The sequence below is a fragment of the Agromyces sp. Soil535 genome (assembly GCF_001428255.1).
Classification (GTDB): Bacteria; Actinomycetota; Actinomycetes; order Actinomycetales; family Microbacteriaceae; genus Agromyces.
In genome coordinates, this window is the sequence record NZ_LMRW01000025.1 from 156,407 (window position 1) to 173,761 (window position 17,355).

Annotated in this window: 18 protein-coding genes; 7 read left to right on the forward strand and 11 right to left on the reverse strand. The window is 70.4% G+C overall.

Annotated elements, in window-relative coordinates; genetic code table 11:
- Positions 1–63 precede the first annotated feature (63 nt).
- The gene (locus ASG80_RS17865) at positions 64–507 is read left to right on the forward strand and encodes a hypothetical protein (protein ID WP_156401934.1); all 444 of its coding nucleotides are present in this window, start codon (positions 64–66) and stop codon (positions 505–507) included.
- Between the two features lie 56 nt (positions 508–563).
- Positions 564–1,610, forward strand: a complete 1,047-nt coding sequence (locus ASG80_RS24600) for an alpha/beta fold hydrolase (protein ID WP_056733190.1) — start codon at positions 564–566, stop codon at positions 1,608–1,610.
- A gap of 54 nt (positions 1,611–1,664) precedes the next feature.
- Here the strand turns inward: ASG80_RS24600 and ASG80_RS17875 are convergent, their stop codons facing one another.
- From ASG80_RS17875 to ASG80_RS17890, 4 genes are all read right to left on the reverse strand, one after another.
- Entirely contained in the window at positions 1,665–2,177 is a 513-nt protein-coding gene (locus ASG80_RS17875) for a GerMN domain-containing protein (protein WP_082590606.1), read from the reverse strand.
- Between the two features lie 92 nt (positions 2,178–2,269).
- Entirely contained in the window at positions 2,270–2,980 is a 711-nt protein-coding gene (locus tag ASG80_RS17880) for an amidase domain-containing protein (RefSeq protein WP_056733191.1), read from the reverse strand.
- 104 nt (positions 2,981–3,084) lie between these two features.
- Positions 3,085–3,753 carry an ABC transporter ATP-binding protein gene (locus tag ASG80_RS17885; RefSeq protein WP_056733193.1) on the reverse strand — a complete coding sequence of 223 codons (669 nt, stop codon included), beginning with the start codon at positions 3,751–3,753 and terminating at the stop codon, positions 3,085–3,087.
- A gap of 162 nt (positions 3,754–3,915) precedes the next feature.
- Entirely contained in the window at positions 3,916–5,421 is a 1,506-nt protein-coding gene (locus ASG80_RS17890; RefSeq protein WP_056733195.1) for an ABC transporter permease, read from the reverse strand.
- Between the two features lie 190 nt (positions 5,422–5,611).
- Here ASG80_RS17890 and ASG80_RS17895 point away from each other — a divergent pair, with 190 nt between their 5' ends.
- Entirely contained in the window at positions 5,612–6,358 is a 747-nt protein-coding gene (locus ASG80_RS17895) for a response regulator transcription factor (protein ID WP_056733198.1), read from the forward strand.
- The gene (locus ASG80_RS17900; protein ID WP_082590608.1) at positions 6,355–7,989 is read left to right on the forward strand and encodes a cell wall metabolism sensor histidine kinase WalK; all 1,635 of its coding nucleotides are present in this window, start codon (positions 6,355–6,357) and stop codon (positions 7,987–7,989) included. The genes ASG80_RS17895 and ASG80_RS17900 overlap by 4 nt, the downstream gene beginning before the upstream one ends.
- Here the strand turns inward: ASG80_RS17900 and ASG80_RS17905 are convergent.
- The 5 genes from ASG80_RS17905 to ASG80_RS17925 form a co-directional block, all read right to left on the reverse strand.
- Positions 7,972–8,466: a MarR family winged helix-turn-helix transcriptional regulator gene (locus tag ASG80_RS17905; RefSeq protein WP_056733200.1), complete on the reverse strand. Its 495-nt coding sequence runs from the start codon at positions 8,464–8,466 to the stop codon at positions 7,972–7,974. The genes ASG80_RS17900 and ASG80_RS17905 overlap by 18 nt on opposite strands.
- 9 nt (positions 8,467–8,475) lie before the next feature.
- Positions 8,476–10,230 carry an MDR family MFS transporter gene (locus ASG80_RS17910; RefSeq protein WP_056733435.1) on the reverse strand — a complete coding sequence of 585 codons (1,755 nt, stop codon included), beginning with the start codon at positions 10,228–10,230 and terminating at the stop codon, positions 8,476–8,478.
- Between the two features lie 185 nt (positions 10,231–10,415).
- The gene (locus ASG80_RS17915; RefSeq protein WP_056733203.1) at positions 10,416–10,805 is read right to left on the reverse strand and encodes a RidA family protein; all 390 of its coding nucleotides are present in this window, start codon (positions 10,803–10,805) and stop codon (positions 10,416–10,418) included.
- A gap of 94 nt (positions 10,806–10,899) precedes the next feature.
- Complete coding sequence (locus tag ASG80_RS17920) at positions 10,900–11,136, reverse strand: hypothetical protein (protein WP_056733206.1); 237 nt, start codon at positions 11,134–11,136, stop codon at positions 10,900–10,902.
- Between the two features lie 27 nt (positions 11,137–11,163).
- A complete protein-coding gene (locus ASG80_RS17925; RefSeq protein WP_156401935.1) occupies positions 11,164–12,513 on the reverse strand; it encodes a S8 family serine peptidase in 1,350 nt (449 codons plus the stop codon).
- 453 nt (positions 12,514–12,966) lie between these two features.
- Between ASG80_RS17925 and rplJ the strand changes: the two genes are divergently transcribed.
- Positions 12,967–13,482: a 50S ribosomal protein L10 gene (gene rplJ / locus ASG80_RS17930; protein ID WP_056733209.1), complete on the forward strand. Its 516-nt coding sequence runs from the start codon at positions 12,967–12,969 to the stop codon at positions 13,480–13,482.
- Between the two features lie 45 nt (positions 13,483–13,527).
- Positions 13,528–13,914 (forward strand): 50S ribosomal protein L7/L12, encoded by a 387-nt coding sequence (gene rplL / locus ASG80_RS17935; RefSeq protein WP_056733211.1) that lies wholly within the window; start codon positions 13,528–13,530, stop codon positions 13,912–13,914.
- A 119-nt stretch (positions 13,915–14,033) separates the two neighbouring features.
- On the opposite strand, the gene ASG80_RS17940 is transcribed toward rplL, so the two are convergent.
- Together ASG80_RS17940 and ASG80_RS17945 are read right to left on the reverse strand one after the other, a co-directional pair.
- Positions 14,034–14,480, reverse strand: coding sequence for a DUF805 domain-containing protein (locus ASG80_RS17940; protein WP_056733213.1), 447 nt, complete (start codon positions 14,478–14,480; stop codon positions 14,034–14,036).
- A gap of 168 nt (positions 14,481–14,648) precedes the next feature.
- On the reverse strand, positions 14,649–15,671 hold the full coding sequence (locus ASG80_RS17945; RefSeq protein WP_056733215.1) for a LacI family DNA-binding transcriptional regulator: 1,023 nt from the start codon (positions 15,669–15,671) through the stop codon (positions 14,649–14,651).
- Positions 15,672–15,937: 266 nt separating this feature from the next.
- On the opposite strand from ASG80_RS17945, the gene ASG80_RS17950 reads away from it, so the two are divergent.
- The gene (locus tag ASG80_RS17950; protein WP_369816279.1) at positions 15,938–17,296 is read left to right on the forward strand and encodes an ABC transporter substrate-binding protein; all 1,359 of its coding nucleotides are present in this window, start codon (positions 15,938–15,940) and stop codon (positions 17,294–17,296) included.
- Positions 17,297–17,355 lie beyond the last annotated feature (59 nt).

Below are 17,355 nucleotides of genomic sequence, written 5' to 3' on the forward strand. Positions count from 1 at the left end.
TGGAATCGGAGCATGTCCATCGCCCGGCCGCCGGGCGCCGCGATCCAAGAGGAAGTGCCGACCATGTCCATGTTCACCAGTGAGACCCGCAGCAGCACCCGCACCGTCGGTGAAGAGCCGACGACGGCGGACGCGCGCTCCGGCGCCGTCGTCGGCGAGGGGGTCCGGCGCGGTTGGTACCGCCTGCTCTTCGACCTCGGACCGGTCACCGTCGTCGAGTTCGCCATCGCGGCCGGCATCGAGCGCGACACCGCCGCCGGCTGGATCGATGAGCAGCTCGAGGCCGGCGTGCTGCGCGTCGTCGGCATCGACGAGCACGACGACGAGATGGTGCTGCTGCCGGGGGAGCACGTCACCGCGCTCCTCGGCGACCACGGCGGTCCCGAGCTCTCCGGAGCGCGCGTGATGGCCGAGCGGCACGTCGACCGCATGGCGCCGGTGGTTCGAGCGCTCGCCGACATCGGCCCGCGCGGCATCGGGGCGTTCCCGCGGGTGGCGGCGGGCTGAGCGACGCCGCGGGCCCGCTCTTCCCCGGGTTCCGTGGCGCTCCTACACTGGGGGCCGTGGAGCCCGGGGATCAGCTGATCCGCTACGCCGAGGTCGACGGGCGCTCCGTCGCCTGGTCGGCGGTGGGGTCCGGCCCGCCCTTGGTGCTGGGCGGCTGGTGGTGCAGCAATCTCGGTCTCGACTGGCAGAACCCCCGATTCCGTCGCTTCGTCTCGACCCTCGCCGAGCATCGCACGGTGATCAGGTACGACCGCCCGGGCACCGGGGCATCCCATCACGACGATCCGCCGCCGGCGAACCTCGAAGCGGAACTCGGGCTGCTCGAGGCGATCGTCGACGCGGCCGTCGGCGATGCGTCGATCGCCCTGTTCGGCGTGTCCTCGGGCGGAGCGGTCTCGTCGCTGTTCGCGGCGCGGCATCCGGAGAGGGTGTCGGCGCTCATCCTGTACGGCGCGTTCGCGAACGGCGCCGACCTGGCTTCGCCCTCGGTGCGAGCGGAGCTGGTCGACGTGATCCGGGCGCACTGGGGGTTCGGTTCCCGCGTGCTCGCCGACCTGTTCCTTCCCGAGGGCACCGCAGACGAGCGCGACGAGTTCGTCGCCTTCCAGCGGCGCACGGCGTCCCGCGAGACCGCCGCCGCGTCGATGGCCGAGCTGCACGGCTTCGACTCCACGACGCATCTCGGGCTGGTCATGGCACCCACGCTCGTACTGCACCGGCGTGAGGACCACGCGATCCGCTTCGCGCTCGGCCGCGACCTCGCGGCGCGGATCCCAGGTGCGCGCCTGGTGGAGCTGCACGGCCCGGATCACTTCCCGTGGCGTGGCGACGCGGCAGCCGTGACGGATGAGACGCTGCGCTTCCTGGGTGTCGAGGTCGCCCGCGAGGCACCCGCCGCCGAGCCGATGCGCGCGGCGCTCACGGCGCGGGAGAAGGAGGTCCTGCGGCTTGTCGCGCGCGGCGAGACCGACCAGGCGATCGCGGCGGAGCTCGTGCTGAGTCCGCACACCGTGCACCGGCATCTCGCGAACATCCGCACGAAGCTCGGCGTTCCGTCCCGGGCGGCTGCCGCGGCCTGGGCGCTGCGCCACGGCCTCATCTGACCGGCGGCTCATCTGGCCCATGGCACGAAACGGATGCCGCGGGGCCGGATCCGGTCACTGGAGGCTCAGCACCTCTTCGATGGGCACGCTGTCGACGAGGATCACGGCCGCCGAGGCGCCGGCCGCCGCCATGGCCGTGCGCTCGAGCTGGCTCTCGATGCGGGGGTTGTCGCACACACCCGCGGGAGCCGGTCGCCCGGTGAGCTCGACGGTGACCGTTCCGGTGCCGTCCACCCCGCCCGAGAGGTATTCGAGCGTGCCACCGGGGATCGCCGAGTAGAGTCCGGATGCGCCGAGCTCGCGTTCCGGGTCCGCGAGCAGCCGCTCCATACCGGCGCGCAACGGGTCGTCGGTCGACACGGGCTCGGTCTCGAACGCGACCAGGCTGTCGCCGCATCCGAGGGGCTCACCGGATGCCCCGCCATCGCCGAGCACGACGTAGTAGAGCGTGAGGGGCGCTGCCCGCGGTGTCGGCGAGGGGCTCGTCGTCGGCGAGGCCGGCGACGTCTGAACCGGAGGGCTGCTCGTCTCGCCGTCACCGCCGGGCACGCAACCCGTTATGGCCATGACGACCATCGTCACCGCGACCGCAGCCCATGCTGACCGGACCCGCATGCCACCACCGTGCCCTCCGGGCGCCAGCCTAGTCCGGACAGCTGCTACTCGGGGATGCTCCAGTAGTACGCCACCCCGCCGGGGTGCAGCTCGGTGATCGCCATGTCGACCGAGCGGTCCCACGTGGCATCCGTGTGGCCGGCGTACTCGACCGTGATCGAGCCGTCGGACTCGGTGATCACCGCGGTCACGACGGCAGTATGGTCGCGGTCGCCCGAGTCGTCCCAGTCGAACTGCACGAGGTCGCCGACCTTCACCTGGTCGCGCTGGTCGTCGGTGAGTGCGGTGGCGCGCTCGGGGTGCTCCTCCAGGTAGTCCATGAGCGCGGTGGAGCTCCGCCATGCCTCGGAGCTCGAGTACGGGTCGCCCGACTCGTCGTACCACCACTCGTCATCGGTCTCCCAGCCGCGCGCGAGGAGGGTCTGGCTCGCGAAGTTCACACAGTCGTTCTCGTCGAGGTAGCCGAACTCGTCGCTCTGGGTGTCGTTCCAGTAGGCGTAGGCGTACTCGAGCTGGGCGGCCACGGCGGGGCTCAGCGACGAGGTGTCGAGCTCGCCCTCGGTCGTGTCGCCGCCGTCGACGCCGGAGGCAGGGTCGGCCGCGGCCGCTACGGGGGTCTGCGCGGCTTGCTGCCCGAGCGTCAACGCGATCGTGGTGCCGCCGGCGACGAGGAGGGCGGCTGCCGCGATGGCCACCACGCGACGACGCCGCACCAGGACGGTGCGACGGGTCGGATCATCCGTGGGGGGAGTCATCCCCTCGACGGTACGACGCGGGCCTGAGCGTCGCCTCAACCGACGATGGCGAGGACCGCCGGGACCGCGGGAGGAAGCCGTCTCCCCGGCCCCGGCGATCGGCCTCATCGCTCGGTCACCGTGCCGTGCTTGATGTGCAGCCGGCGTTCGGCGCGTTTCGCCACGGCCGTGTCGTGGGTCACGATCACGAGCGTCAGCCCGCGGTCGCGCCAGAGGCCCTCGAGGAGGTCCATGATCTCGTCGCGCGTCTCCTCGTCGAGGTTGCCGGTCGGCTCGTCGGCGAGGAGCACGTCGGGTTCCTTCACGAGCGCCCTGGCGATGGCGACCCGCTGCTGCTGGCCGCCCGACAGCTCGCCCGGCACGTGACCGGCGCGGTCGGCGAGCCCGACCGACGCGAGCGCATCGACGGCCCGCCGCCGCCGCTCCTCCGCAGAGATGCCGAGCGGCGCGAGCGCCGTCTCCACGTTCTCCTGCGCCGTGAGCGTGGGGATGAGGTTGAAGCCCTGGAAGACGAAGCCGATCTCCTTCGCCCGGATGCCGCCGAGCTTGCGGTCGGGCAGGTGCGACAGCTCCGACTCGCCGAGGCTGATGCGCCCCGACGTCGGCCGGTCGAGGGCGCCGAGCATCTGCAGCAGCGTCGACTTGCCGCCGCCGGTCGGTCCCTGGATCGCGACGAGCTGCCCCGACGGGATCGTGAGGGTCACATCGGCGAGCGCCGTGACCTTCCGCTTCGACTGGGTGTAGGTCTTCGAGACGTTCTCGAGGGTGTACATGGTGCTCCCATTTCGGTGGGTATCGGTGATGGATGTCTCGACGGCGGGCGCCGAGGTTGTAGGTGTCTTGGGCGACTCCGGCACTGATGCTGATATCGCATCAGCGCCGGAGTCCGCGGCGGTTGCTGCTGACGTGGTGATCGACGCGGTGGCGCGTTGCGCTCAGGCGACGCTGCGGAGGGCCTCGGCGGGCCGGAGGCGGGAGGCGCGCCATCCGCCGATCGCGCCGGCGAGGAGGCCGCCGAGCACGGCGAGGCCGATCGCGATCGCGACGACCGAGATCGTCACGGGCGCGTTGAGCACCACCTCGGTGGTTGCGCCGGCCGCGTCCGAGACGCCGCCGAATGGTCCGGCCGCGGTCGCACCGTCCGTGGCGCCCGGTCCGGCCATCGTCGGTCCACCGCCGGCCGTCGTGGTGCCGGCGCTGCCGCCGAGCGTCGGCGCGATGAGGTTCACGACCCAGATGCCGGCGAGGCCGACGACGAGCCCCGCCGCGCCGCCGATGAGGCCCTGCACGAGCGACTCGCCCGCCACCTGCCCCACGACGCGGCGGTTCGACCAGCCGATCGCCTTGAGCGTGCCGAACTCGCGCGTGCGGCGCGTCACGCCCTGGATCGTGAAGAGGATCGCGATGAGGAACGCCGCCACCAGTACGGCGACCGAGAGCCAGAGGCCGAGGTTCGAGATCAGGCTCGACGCGGTCGCGAGTGATCCCGACACGGATGCGGCGAGGTCGGCCTGCGTCGACACGGTCGCGTCGGGCAGGGCCTCCTCGATGTCCGCTTGCACCGTGGCGATCTGATCCGACGACGTGGCCTGCACGTAGATATCGCTCACCTGGCCGTCGAGGCCGGCGATCTGCTGCGCGAGGTCGAGCGGGATGTAGACGTTCGACGCCGTCGCGGCATCCGCCGACGTCGAGGTCACCGTGCCGACGACCTCCAACTCCGTGCCCCCCACGTCGATCGTGTCGCCCACCGCGAGCTCGGCGCTCGTCGCGTAGCTCGCGTCGAGCACGGCGACGGCCTGGCCGGCGTCGGATGCCTCGAGCCCGCGCCCGTCGGCGAGCTCCACGGCCGAGAGCGGCCCGACCGCTTCGGCGCCGGGATCGATGCCGAGCACCGAGAAGCTGTTCACGTCGAAGGCGCTGCCACCCGCGCCGTCGAATCCGCCGGTCGGCGGCTCCTGCGCGGTGTCGCCGTCCGTGGGCGCCGTGCCGTCGGTGGGCGCCTCCTGCATGCGCTGCGGCATCTCGCCCGAGAACGTCATGTTGGTGAGCGACAGCGCAGCGGATGCCGCGGCCACGCCGTCGAGGTCGGTCACCGTGTCGAGCGCCGAGGCGTCGAACGTCGTGCTGCCGAACCCGGCGGTGAGCCGGGACTGGCTGATCTCGGTCGAGTCGCCCGACGTCGTGCCGTCGTCGGCGCCGAATTCGAACCGTCCCCCGCCCTCCTCGCCCTCCTCGGGCGGAGTGGGGTCCTGCGAGACGGTGAGGTCGGTGCCGACGCCGTAGACGGATTCGAGCACCGAGGCCTGGGCGTCTTTGACGCCGGTGGAGACGGCGTTCACAATCATGACGAGGGCGATCGCGAGCGCCATGCCGATCGCGACGATCGCGGTCTGCCTGCGGCGTCCGGCGAGTTCTCGTCGGAGGTAGGTGAAGAACATGATTTCCTCGTGGTCGGGGGAGACGCACCAGCCGGGGCGCCGATCGCGACGCTAGGGAGCCGCGCTATGGCCGGTCGATGCGCAGGCTATGAGAACCTCATGCATCCGGTCCTCGTGCAGAATTCGAGGGTCGTGGCATCCGCTCACCGAACCCATAGGAAACGCATAGGGGGACCCGGATACTTGAAGCATGAGCACCACGTCGACCACCCAGCACCGCGCCCCCCAGATCACCAAGGGCGACGGCTCCATGGTGCGAGTGCTCGTCGTGGACGACGAGCACTCGCTCACCGAGCTGTTGAAGATGGCCCTCAAGTACGAGGGCTGGGACGTGCGCACCGCCGCCGACGGCTTCAACGCCGTGAAGGTGGCCCGGGAGTTCCGGCCCGACGCGATCGTGCTCGACATCATGCTCCCCGACATCGACGGACTCGAGGTGCTGCAGCGCGTGCGCGCCGACGGCACCGAGACGCCCGTGCTGTTCCTCACCGCGAAGGACTCCCTCGACGACCGCATCGCCGGGCTCACCGCGGGCGGCGACGACTACGTCACCAAGCCCTTCAGCCTCGAGGAGGTCGTGGCGCGGCTGCGCGGACTCATCCGCCGTTCCACCCTCACTCTCGCGCAGGCGAAGGACCCGGTGCTGGTGGTCGGCGACCTCACTCTTGACGAAGACTCCTACGAGGTCGCCCGCGGCGGCACGCCGATCGAGCTCACCGCCACCGAGTTCGAGCTCCTCCGCTTCCTCATGCGCAACCCCCGCCGCGTGCTCTCGAAGGCGCAGATCCTCGACCGGGTCTGGTCGTACGACTTCGGCGGCAAGGAGTCGGTCGTCGAGCTGTACATCTCCTACCTGCGCAAGAAGATCGACGCGGGGCGTGAGCCGATGATCCACACGGTGCGTGGCGCCGGCTACATGCTGAAGGCCGCCGGATGACCCGACCCGGCGATCCCGGCTACGCCGCGGCATCGCGCGAGGAGGCGCGGACGCACGAGACGGGATCGTCGACGGACACGGAGGCCGCGGGCCGCCGTCGCCCGTGGACGCTCCGCAGGCGGCTGCTCGTCATCGTCGCCGCGCTCCTCGTCGCGGTGAGCGCCGTGATCGGCATCGCGAGCGTCGCGGTCTTCCACTCACTGTCGGTCGAACGCCTCGACGCGAGCCTGCGGGACGCATCTTCGCGGGCGACTGAGGCGACCGGCCCCGGCTTCCCATCCGACCCCAGCCAGAGCGTGCTCGGGTTCCTCCGCGTGCCGGGGCAACCCGTGGGGACGCTCGGCGTGCTCGTGGCCGGCGACACGGTCATCGGAGCGTACATCTCCGAGAGCGGTGAGCTCATCGAAGCGGATGCCAGCGCCACGGCGGCGCTGACCCGCGTGCCGCTCGACGGCGAGCCGCACACTGTCGCCGCCGGCCCGCTCGGCGATTACCGCGCGCTCGCCGTGGAGACCCAGCCTCAGGTGCGCGCCGTGCTCGCGCTGCCCCTCGCCGATGTGAACGTGCAGACTGCGCAACTCGCGTGGACGGTCGCGATCGTCGCGGCCGCGGGCCTCATCCTAGCGCTGGGCGTCGGGTGGCTCGTCGTCAGCCGCTCGCTTGCACCGCTCGCCCGCGTGACCGCGACCGCCCAAGCGGTCTCGAAGCTGCCCCTCGACCGGGGCGACGTCGACCTCACCGAGCGCGTGCCGGAAGCGGACGGCGTCACCGAGGTCGGCCGGCTCGGCACGGCGTTCAACCGCATGCTGGGGCACGTGGCATCCGCGCTCTCGGCGCGCGAGCAGAGCGAGCAGAAGGTGCGCCGCTTCGTCGCCGACGCGAGCCACGAGCTGCGTACGCCGCTCGCCTCGATCCGGGGCTACGCCGAGCTCACCCGCCTGCACGGCGGCGAGCTGCCGCCCGATGTGACGCACGCGATCGGCCGCATCGAGTCGGAGTCGATGCGCATGACCGAGCTCGTCGAGGACCTGCTGCTGCTCGCCCGCCTCGACGAGGGGCGCGAGCTCGCGGCCCAGCCCGTCGACCTCGGCCGTGTCGTCGTCGAGGCCGTCGGCGATGCGCAAGCCGCCGGGCCGGGCCATGAGTGGGAGGTGCGGCTGTCGGATGACGCGACCGTCGTGACCGGCGACGAGCCGCGCCTGCGCCAGGTCGTCACGAACCTGCTCGCGAACGCCCGCGTGCACACTCCCGAGGGCACGAGCGTCGTGGCCGCGCTCGAGCGCGGCGGCGACGATGTCGTGCTCACCGTCGAGGACGACGGGCCGGGCATCCCACCGGAGCTCCTCGGCTCGCTGTTCGAGCGGTTCGCGCGCGGCGACTCCTCGCGCTCCCGGCGGGCGGGAAGCACGGGTCTCGGGCTCGCGATCGTGAGCGCGGTCGTCGAGGCGCACCACGGCACCGTCGATGTGTCGAGCGAACCCGGGGCGACCCGGTTCACGGTGCGCCTGCCGGTGACGAACGTCTCCGACTCCGCAGCAGACGACGAAGCGCCCGGCTCGCGCCGATCGGAGGTCGACCTGGAGGAGCCGGGCGCGGAGACCGCGGGGGAGCGGTCAGTCGTCGGACGCTGACGTCGCGCTCGGCGCGACGACGTCGGCGCTGAGCCGGCCGAGGAGCTTCGCGAGCGTGTCGACGTCCTCGCCCGACCACGTGCGCAACTGCGAGTACAGCTGTCGCTGCATCCGGGAGCCCTTGTGGCCCACGGTCTCGATCGCGGCGGGCGTGGCCTCGATGAAGCGGGCCCGGCCATCGTTCGGATCCGCGACGCTCTGTGCGAGGCCGAGCGACTCGAGGTGCTTCACCTGGCGACTCACCACGCTCTTGTCGATCTCGAGCGCGTCGGCGATGGCGCCCGCGTGCATGCGACCGCGGTGCACGATCGCCGAGAGGATCTTGTATCCGACGGGCTGGAGGTCGGGGTGCACCGCTGCCGCGGCCTCCTTCCAGACGGCCCGCACCCGGACGAAGAGCAGCCGGAGCTGCTCCTCGACCGAGGCGATCTCCTCGTCGGTGGCCGTGCGGGCGGCGGCCGGGGCGGTGGGGGTCATGGCGCGATCCTATTCCGCGCGCGATCCGGCGTCTCGGTTCGAACCGGATGCCTCGCGCACGGCCCCGATCGACCCGGTCGCCGGGTCGTGGGCGAGGCCGACGGGGGTCAGCGCCACCGAGGCGGCGGCTGCGTCGATCGCCGCGTCCTCCGCGTCCTCGAGCTCGCGGGCGAGCTCATCCTCGATGGTGTGCACGGATGCCGCGCCGGCCGAGCCGGTCGTGCTGGCGCCGCCCGCGCCCTGCTCGGCCTTCGCCCGCTGGATCGCGTTCTGGGTGCCGAGGTCCGTGTTGGGGATGAAGATCACCGCGATGAGCGTGACGATCGCGAGCGGAACAGCCGCCAGGAAGACGCTGCCCACGCCGGTGCCGTAGGCGGACTCGACGACGACCCGGAGGAAGTCGGGCAGCTCGCTGACCTGCGGGATCGTGCCCCCGCCCAGGGTCTTCGCGGCCTCGAGCTGCTGCTCGGGGGCGAGCCCGCCGATGCCGCTCTTGATGTTCTCGGCGACGACGGTGCCGAGGATCGAGCCCATCACCGCGACCCCGATCGTGCCGCCGAGGCTGCGGAAGAAAGTCACCGCACTCGTGGCGACGCCCATGTTGCGCACCTCGGTCGTGTTCTGCACGACGAGCACGAGGTTCTGCATGAGCATGCCGACCCCCGCGCCGAGCACGAACATCGAGATGCCGACGTACCAGAACTCGGTGTCGTAGTGCAGCTGCGAGAGCAGCAGGCTGCCGATCACCAGCAGCACGCCGCCCGTGATCATGAAGCCCTTCCACTTGCCGCGGCGGCTCACGAGGGCGCCGATGACGGTGGAGGAGATGAGCACGCCCGCCATCATCGGGATGGTGAGCAGGCCCGACTCGGTGGGCGTGGCGCCGCGCGCGAGCTGCATGTACTGGCTGAGGAACACGGCCGTGCCGAACATCGCCACTCCGACCGAGATCGACGCGATCACCGAGAGGGTGAAAGTGCGGTTCTTGAAGAGGCCGAGCGGGATGACCGGCTCCTTCACGCGGAGCTCGACGATCACGGCGATGACGAGGAGCAGGGCGGCACCGCCCACCATGAGGAGGCTCGGGACCGACATCCACTCGAATTCGTTGCCGGCGAACGTGACCCAGAGCAGCAGCAGCGAGACGCCCGCCGAGATGAGCACGATGCCGAGGTAGTCGATCGAGACCTTCGTCTTCGGACGCTTCGGCAGGTGCAGCGTGCGCTGGAGGAGGATGAGCGCGACCACCGCGATGGGCAGGCCGACGAAGAAGTTCCATCGCCAGCCGAGGGTGTCGGTGATGACGCCGCCGAGCAGCGGGCCGCCGACCGTGGCCACGGCCATGACCGCGCCGAAGAGGCCGGCGTACCTGCCGCGTTCGCGCGGGCTGATGATGTCGGCCATGACGATCTGGCTGAGGGCTGCGAGGCCGCCGGCGCCGATGCCCTGGAAGACACGCATCGTGATGAGCGTGCCCGTGTCCTGCGAGAACCCGGCGACGGCCGAGGCGACCACGAAGATCACGAGCGCGAGCTGCAGCAGGAGCTTGCGGTTGAAGAGGTCGGCGAGCTTGCCCCAGATCGGGGTCGAGACCGTCGTGGCGAGGAGGGTCGCGGTGACGACCCAGGTGAAGGCGGACTGGTCGCCCTCGAGGTCGGAGATGATGAGCGGCAGCGAGGTGCCGACCACGGTCGAGGCGAGCATCGACACGAACATGCCGAGGAGCAGGCCCGAGAGGGCGGTGAGCACCTCGCGGTGGGTCATGCCGTTGTCGGAGCGTGCGGCGGGTGCGGCGGCATCCGTCTTCTTGGGGGCGCGAGTGCGCGCAGCGGTGGCCATGGGACTCCAGAGAATTGATTGACGGAGGTCAACTATATCAAGATAGTGGACATTCGTCAACTAAAGTCGGGGCTGGCCTTCGCCGGTCCGCGCCGAGCGGATGCTGCGGATCAGTCGAGCACGGCCACGGCCTCGATCTCGACCAGCGCATCGGGCCGCGCGAGCCCGGCGACCTTGAACCCGGTGATCGCGGTCGGACGCATGCCCCACACGGACGCGGAGGCGGCGAAGCCCTCCTCGAACGACTGTCCGTCGACGAGGTACACCGCGAACCGTACGACGTTCGACTGGTCGGCGCCCGCCTCCGCGAGCACCGCGAGCACGTTGCGGAGGGCCTGCTCCGTCTGGGGGCGGAGGCCGCCCTCGACGATGGCGCCGGAGGTATCCGTGCCGTTCTGGCCGCCGACGTACAGGGTGGTCGATGCGCCGCGAACCAGCACCCCCTGGCTGAACGCCGGATTCGAGAAGAGGGACTCGGGGTTCAGGTGTGTGATCTCCATGGCTCTGGTCTAGCGCGCCCCTCCGACACCTCGCCCGGTCGCCGCATGAGCCGGGAGCCGGGTCCGTCGAGCGGACCCGGCTCCCTGGCGTGCGTTACTGCACCGGTGCATCCGGTGGCGGCAGCTGCACGTCGCTCTCCGGCTCGACCGTGACGCCGTCGATCGACCGGAGCCGCTCTACGGTCTCCTCGTCGGCCCAGCCGGTGACGATGCCGATGGCGTCGAGGCGCTCGTCGACATCGAATCCGGCCGCGGCGAGCTCCTCGGTGGTCGGTGCCGGGCCGGGGCCGCCGAGGGTCACGTGGACCCGGCGCTTCCGCTGGTTCTCCACGGCCTCACCCTCCCGTCCATCGCCGCATCACGGCGCCGGCGGGATCGGGCCCGGGTCGATGATCGGACCCGGTCGCCACGGGGTGGGCGGCTGCACGACGATGCCCATCCGTCGCGTCGGCACGACGGCGAGGCCCTTGCCCACCTCCTGGGCTGACTGTGGAAGCGGCACAGCCGTGCGCTCGAGCTCGCTCCAGAGGGCGCGGCCGCGGAAACCGGTCTTCTGCGCGAGCGATGCCGCGATGCCGGCGACGTGCGGCGTCGCCATGCTCGTGCCGTTCTTGAACCCGTAGGAGCCCTTGTCGACCGGAACCGACGAGTACGTCGCCACGCCGGGCGCCGCGACGTTGATCTCGCCGCCGCCGCCGTTCAGCGCGACGCACGAGAACGACGCGCGCTGCAGCGACTGGTCGAGTGCGGCCACCGCGAGCACCGACGGGCTGTTCGCCGGTGCGCCGACGGGCGCCCAGCCGGAGTTGCCCGCGGCGGCCACGATGAGCGACCCCGCGTTCAGGGCCGCGACCGCGGCCTGCTCGTAGTAGACGAAGTACGTCTGCCCGACGGCCACCGCCGAGCCGAGCGACATCGAGATGACGTGGGCACCCTGCCGGATCGCCCAGTCGATGCCCGCGAGGATCTGGCCGCTCGTGCCGCTGCCCGAGTTCGACAGCACCTTGCCGATGAGCAGGCGCGCGCCATGCGCGACGCCGTAGCGGCGCTGGCCGCCCGGAGGCTTCTTGATGCCGGCCGCGGTCCCCGCGCAGTGCGTGCCGTGCGAATGCCCGTCCTGCACGGCCTGGTTGGGGATGAACGACTGGCTCGCCAGCACGCGCCCGACGAAGTCGGGGTGACCGAGATCGATGCCGGTGTCGAGCACCGCGATCCGGATGCCGGTGCCCGACCAGGGCGCCGTGTGCAGGATCGGCGGGACGGCACGCACGGCCTTCAGGCCCCATGCGTACGTCGCCGTGTCGACGTACGTCTCGGCCGCGTCCACCTCGTCGTCCTGCGTGTCGTCGCCGGTCTCGAGGTCCTCGAAGGTCGTCGTCTCCTCGATCGTGTCGAAGGCGTACACGTAGACCTCGGGCTCGACGGCGAGGATGGGGCTCGCCGAGTCGTCCACCGCCCGCGAGAGCGCGCCGGCCCGGTCGGGGGGAGCATCGACGATCGCGATGTTGAGCGCCTCCAGGTAGACGCCATCGGCGTCGACCTCCTCGAGCGTGCCGAACGCGCCGACGTCGCGGGCGTTCGCGAGGTCGAGTCCGGCGACGTCGTGCAGCTCGCGCATGGCCGTGCCGGGGTCGACCTCGGCGAACGTGATGATCTGCCGCCCAGTCGGGCCTTCGGGGACCCGACCGGAGGCGGTCTCAGTGCTCATGATCTGTTCCTCCATTCAAGGGGCGTCGTCACATGCCCCAAGAAGGGGTCGGGGTGCAACGCCCGTGTCGCACACAGTCTCCATCCGGATGGCGCGCGTAGCATCGGGGGACACCCCGAACCGTGTCGAGCCGGACGGAAACGCTCCGGGGCGAACCCGGTCCGAGCGCGATTTTGCCGCGCCCGCGGCATCCGGTACCCTTGTCTGAGCCGAAGACCGTTGGTTGTCGTGCCCACCACTGTGTTGATCACAGCTGTTGGAATCGACCGAAGTCTTGCGAAAGCAAGTGCCCACGCAGGTGTGACGAAGACTTTCCGGAGCGATCCGGGCCGAGCTCCGCGCGTCTGCGCCGGAGCTCTTTTCTTTCCCATTGCCGTTGTTCATGAGAACCCGCCAACGCTCCGAGGCCGTGCACCGCCACCGCGATGCACGTTGAAGACACAAGGAGTGGCCATGGCGAACAAGGAAGCCTCGGTTGCCGAACTCACGAACCTGTTCGAGAGCTCGACCGCCGTTCTGCTGACCGAATACCGCGGCCTCACTGTTGCCCAGCTCAAGACGCTGCGCAAGTCCATCAGTGGGGACGCGAGCTACGCCGTGGTGAAGAACACGCTGACGAAGATCGCGGCCAACAACGCCGGGATCTCCTCGTTCGACGACGAGCTCAAGGGCCCGTCGGCGATCGCGTTCGTGCATGGCGACCCCGTCGCCGTCGCGAAGTCGCTGCGTGACTTCACCAAGGCGAACCCTCTCCTCGTGGTCAAGGGCGGCTATTTCGATGGCAAGCCCCTGACCGCCGAAGAGGTAGGCAAGCTCGCCGACCTCGAGTCCCGCGAAGTGCTGCTGGCGAAGCTCGCCGGCGCCTTCAAGGCCTCGCTGTTCGGAGCCGCATATCTGTTCAACGCACCGCTGTCGAAGGCCGTTCGCACGGTCGACGCGCTGCGTGAGAAGCAGGAGTCCGCTGCGTAGGCGCGAGCCTCTCAAGCGGTGAGTAACCAACAAAGGAGATTAGAAATGGCAAAGCTGTCCACTGAGGAGCTGCTCGAGCAGTTCAAGGGCCTCACCCTCATCGAGCTCTCGGAGTTCGTCAAGGCGTTCGAGGAGACCTTCGAGGTCACCGCCGCTGCCCCGGTCGCCGTTGCGGCTGCCGGCGCCGGCGCCGCCGCCCCGGTCGAAGAGATCGAGGAGCAGACTGCTTTCGACGTCGTGCTCGAGGCCGCTGGCGAGAAGAAGATCCAGGTCATCAAGGTCGTCCGCGAGCTCACCTCGCTCGGCCTCGGCGAGGCCAAGGCCGTCGTCGACGGTGCCCCCAAGGCCGTGCTCGAGGGCGCGACCAAGGAAGCCGCTGACAAGGCGAAGGCCGCCCTCGAAGAGGCCGGCGCGACCGTCACCCTCAAGTAGTCGCGGCCCTCGCGAGAGGGTCGCAGCTTGAGGTGACGAGCGTCACCTGAATACACGGATGCCCCGTGGTCGATCATCGGCCACGGGGCATCCGTCGTTCTCAGGCTGCATTCGCCGCGTCAGCGATCGAAGCGGGCACCCGCCTCGACGGGCGGCAGCAGGAAGAAGACGAGCAGGATGATCCAGCCGACGAACGGGATGAGGCCGATGAACCACCACGCGCCCGACCGGTTGGTGTCGTGCAGGCGGCGCCACGAGAGCGCGAGCCACGGGATGATCACGGCGAGGTTCCAGAGGGTGTACGGGATCAGCGCCGCCGTGTAGACCGGCGTGGGGACGCCGCTCTCGTTGACCGTCATCGGTGCGCCCATCGTGTACGAGATGCCGTAGAGCATGCCGCTGATGACCCAGTTGGCCAGGAACCACCACCAGAACTCGCTGCGGCTGGCCCGCCCGTGGAAGGTCACGTACTTCTTGAAGAACCGGGTGAAGGCCTGCCCGAAGCTCGCTCCACGGAGCGGAGCGTCGAGCGGAACCTGGCCGCTGTTGGCGGTGACGTCGGTCACGGGAACTCCTTGCGTCGAGTGGAATCACGCCCCGGCGTGGCTCGCGGAGCTCAGGGTCATGATGGCGCGCACCGGAGCCCATGCGTGCGCGCCGCGCCGGAACGGCGCATGCTTCGGCGGCCAGACGGGTCACCCCTCGAGGCTCGATGTGAGCGACCGCGGGAGGACTCAGCGAGGCGCGCTCGTCGTCGCCCGCACCACGAGCCGGGTCGTCAGCGGCGCGCCCGAGTCGGGGAGCGGGTCGGCCGTCGCGTCCTCGCCGAGCAGGCGCAGCACCACGTCGACGGCGAGCCGCCCCTGCTCGCCTGGGTACTGCTCGACGGTCGTGAGCTCGAACATCTCGGCGTACTCGTGCCCGTCGACGCCGATCACCGAGAGGTCGCCGGGCACGTCGATGCCGAGCTTCTCGGCGGCCCGGATGGCGCCGATGGCCATCTCGTCGGATGCCGCGAACAGCGCCGTCGGGCGCGGGCCCGGGTGGCCCAGCAGTTGAAGTGCGCCGGTGTAGCCGCCCGGCAGGCTCACCTCCGCCTCCAAGATGTGCGTCTGCCCCTCGGCTGGGATCCCCGCCGCGGACATCGCGTCGAGGAAGCCCTCGCGACGCTGCCCCTGCACGCTCGCGGGTGTCTCGGACGCGCCACTGCCGGCGAGGTGCGCGATGCGCGCGTGGCCGAGGTGCAGCAGGTGCTCGGTGGCGAGCTGCCCCACGGCCCGGTCGTCGACCGAGAGGCGGGCATCGGCGCCGCCCGTGCCGCCGAGGGCGACGAGCGGCTTCTCGCGCTTCTCGAGGGACGCGACCTCATGCTCGTCGAGGTCGACGCTCACGGCGATGACGGCATCGACGCGCTTGCGCGCGAGGAAGAAGTCGAACACGCGCGCCCGCCCGGGCCCGCGCTCCGAGAGGTTGTAGAGCGTGAGGTCGTACCCTGCCGAGAGGAGCGCGCGTTCGATGCCCTCCAGGACCTCGCCGAAGAACCAGCGGTTCACGAACGGGATGATCACCCCGACGTTCTTCGTGCGCCCGGTGACCAGACTCGCCGCATCCGGCGAGACGATGTAGCCGATCTTCGCGGCGGCCGCCTCCACGCGCTGCCGCGTCTCCTCCGCGACGTAGCCGCGACCCGAGAGTGCCCGCGAGGCGGTGGCCTTCGAGACGCCGGCAAGGCGCGCGACGTCGCCGATGGCGGCCATCAGCGCCTCCCTCCTTCGGGCTGCTCCGATGCAGAGTGTAGTGCTCACGGGAGCGAATGTGGAACCGTTTCCCGACCGTGCCCCGATCGGCCGTCGCAGGCGACGATCATGGCGTGGGAGCGCTCTCGCGGAGCATCCTCGCCGATCGGGGTCGGTTGCCGAACCGTGACCTCTGCTCTCTTGTGAGGAGTCGCCCGCTTGTCCTACCGTGGAGGCTGGAACCGGTTCCCGGCTTCCCCTGCATCACACTCAACGAGGAGATGGACATGAGACTCACACGGCATCGCCGTTGGATGGCCCCCGTCGTGGCGGCCGCAGCGGTCGGCCTCGCACTCACCGCCTGTACTGGCGACGTCGCCGAACAGGACGCGGCCGACGTCGACTGCGGCGACTACGAGCAGTACGGCACGTTCGACGGCGCCGAGGTCACGGTCGGCGGCACGATCCTCGACCTCGAGGCCGACCGGCTGAACGAGTCCTGGGCCGACTTCGAGACCTGCACGGGCATCTCGGTCGAGTACCAGGGCTCGAGCGAGTTCGAGGCCCAGATCGCTGTGCTCGCCGAGGGCGGCAACGCGCCCGACGTCGGCTTCGTGCCGCAGCCGGGCCTGATGAACCGCCTCGCGGCAGGCGGCTGGCTCATCCCGGGCTCCGAGGCGGTCGAGGCGAACACCGACGAGTTCTGGTCCGCGGACTGGAAGCAGTACGGCACCTTCGAAGACACCTTCTACGGGGCTCCGCTCATGGCGAGCATCAAGGGCTATATCTGGTACTCGCCAGCGGAGTTCGAGGAGAAGGGCTACGAGATCCCCGCGACGCTCGACGATCTCACTGCGCTCTCCGAGCAGATCGCCGCCGAGGGCGACCACAAGCCCTGGTGTGTCGGCCTCGAGTCAGGTGAGGCCACCGGCTGGCCGGGCACCGACTGGGTCGAGGACTACATGCTGCGCCTGCACGGCGCCGACGTCTACGACCAGTGGGTGACCCACGGGATCCCGTTCAACGACCCCCAGGTCGCTGAGGCATTCGACGCGGTCGGCGCGTACCTCAAGAGCGAGGACATGGTCAACGGCGGCATCGGAGACGTGTCGACGGAGATCACCGAGGCGTTCCAGACGGGTGGCCTGCCGATCCTCGACGGCACGTGCTCGCTGCACCACCAGGCCTCGTTCTACGAGACCTTCTGGAACCCCGAGGGCGGCGACGAGAACGTGGTGGCCTCCGACGGCACCGTGTTCGCGTTCCTGCTCCCGCCGGAGAACGCCGACGACCCCCTGTCGGTCACGGGCGGTGGCGAGATCGTCGTGGCCTTCCGCGACGCGGAGGAGGTGGAGGCGTTCCGCGCGTACCTCTCGAGCGACACCTGGGCGAACAACCGGGTGAGCCTCGGCGGCGTGATCAGCGCGAACAAGGGGCTCGATCCCCAGGTCGCGTCGAGCGAGCTGCTGACGCAGTCGATCGAGATCCTGCAGGACCCCGAGACGACGTTCCGCTTCGACGGCTCCGACCTGATGCCGGGCGCCGTCGGTGCCGACTCGTTCTGGAAGGGCATCGTGGCCTGGGTCGGCGGTGAGAGCACGCAACAGGTGCTCGACACGATCGAGTCCAGCTGGCCGGCGAGTTAGTAGCGGATATCAGGCGACAGGGCGCATGATGAGGGGCGGGGTTTCACACCCCGCCCCTT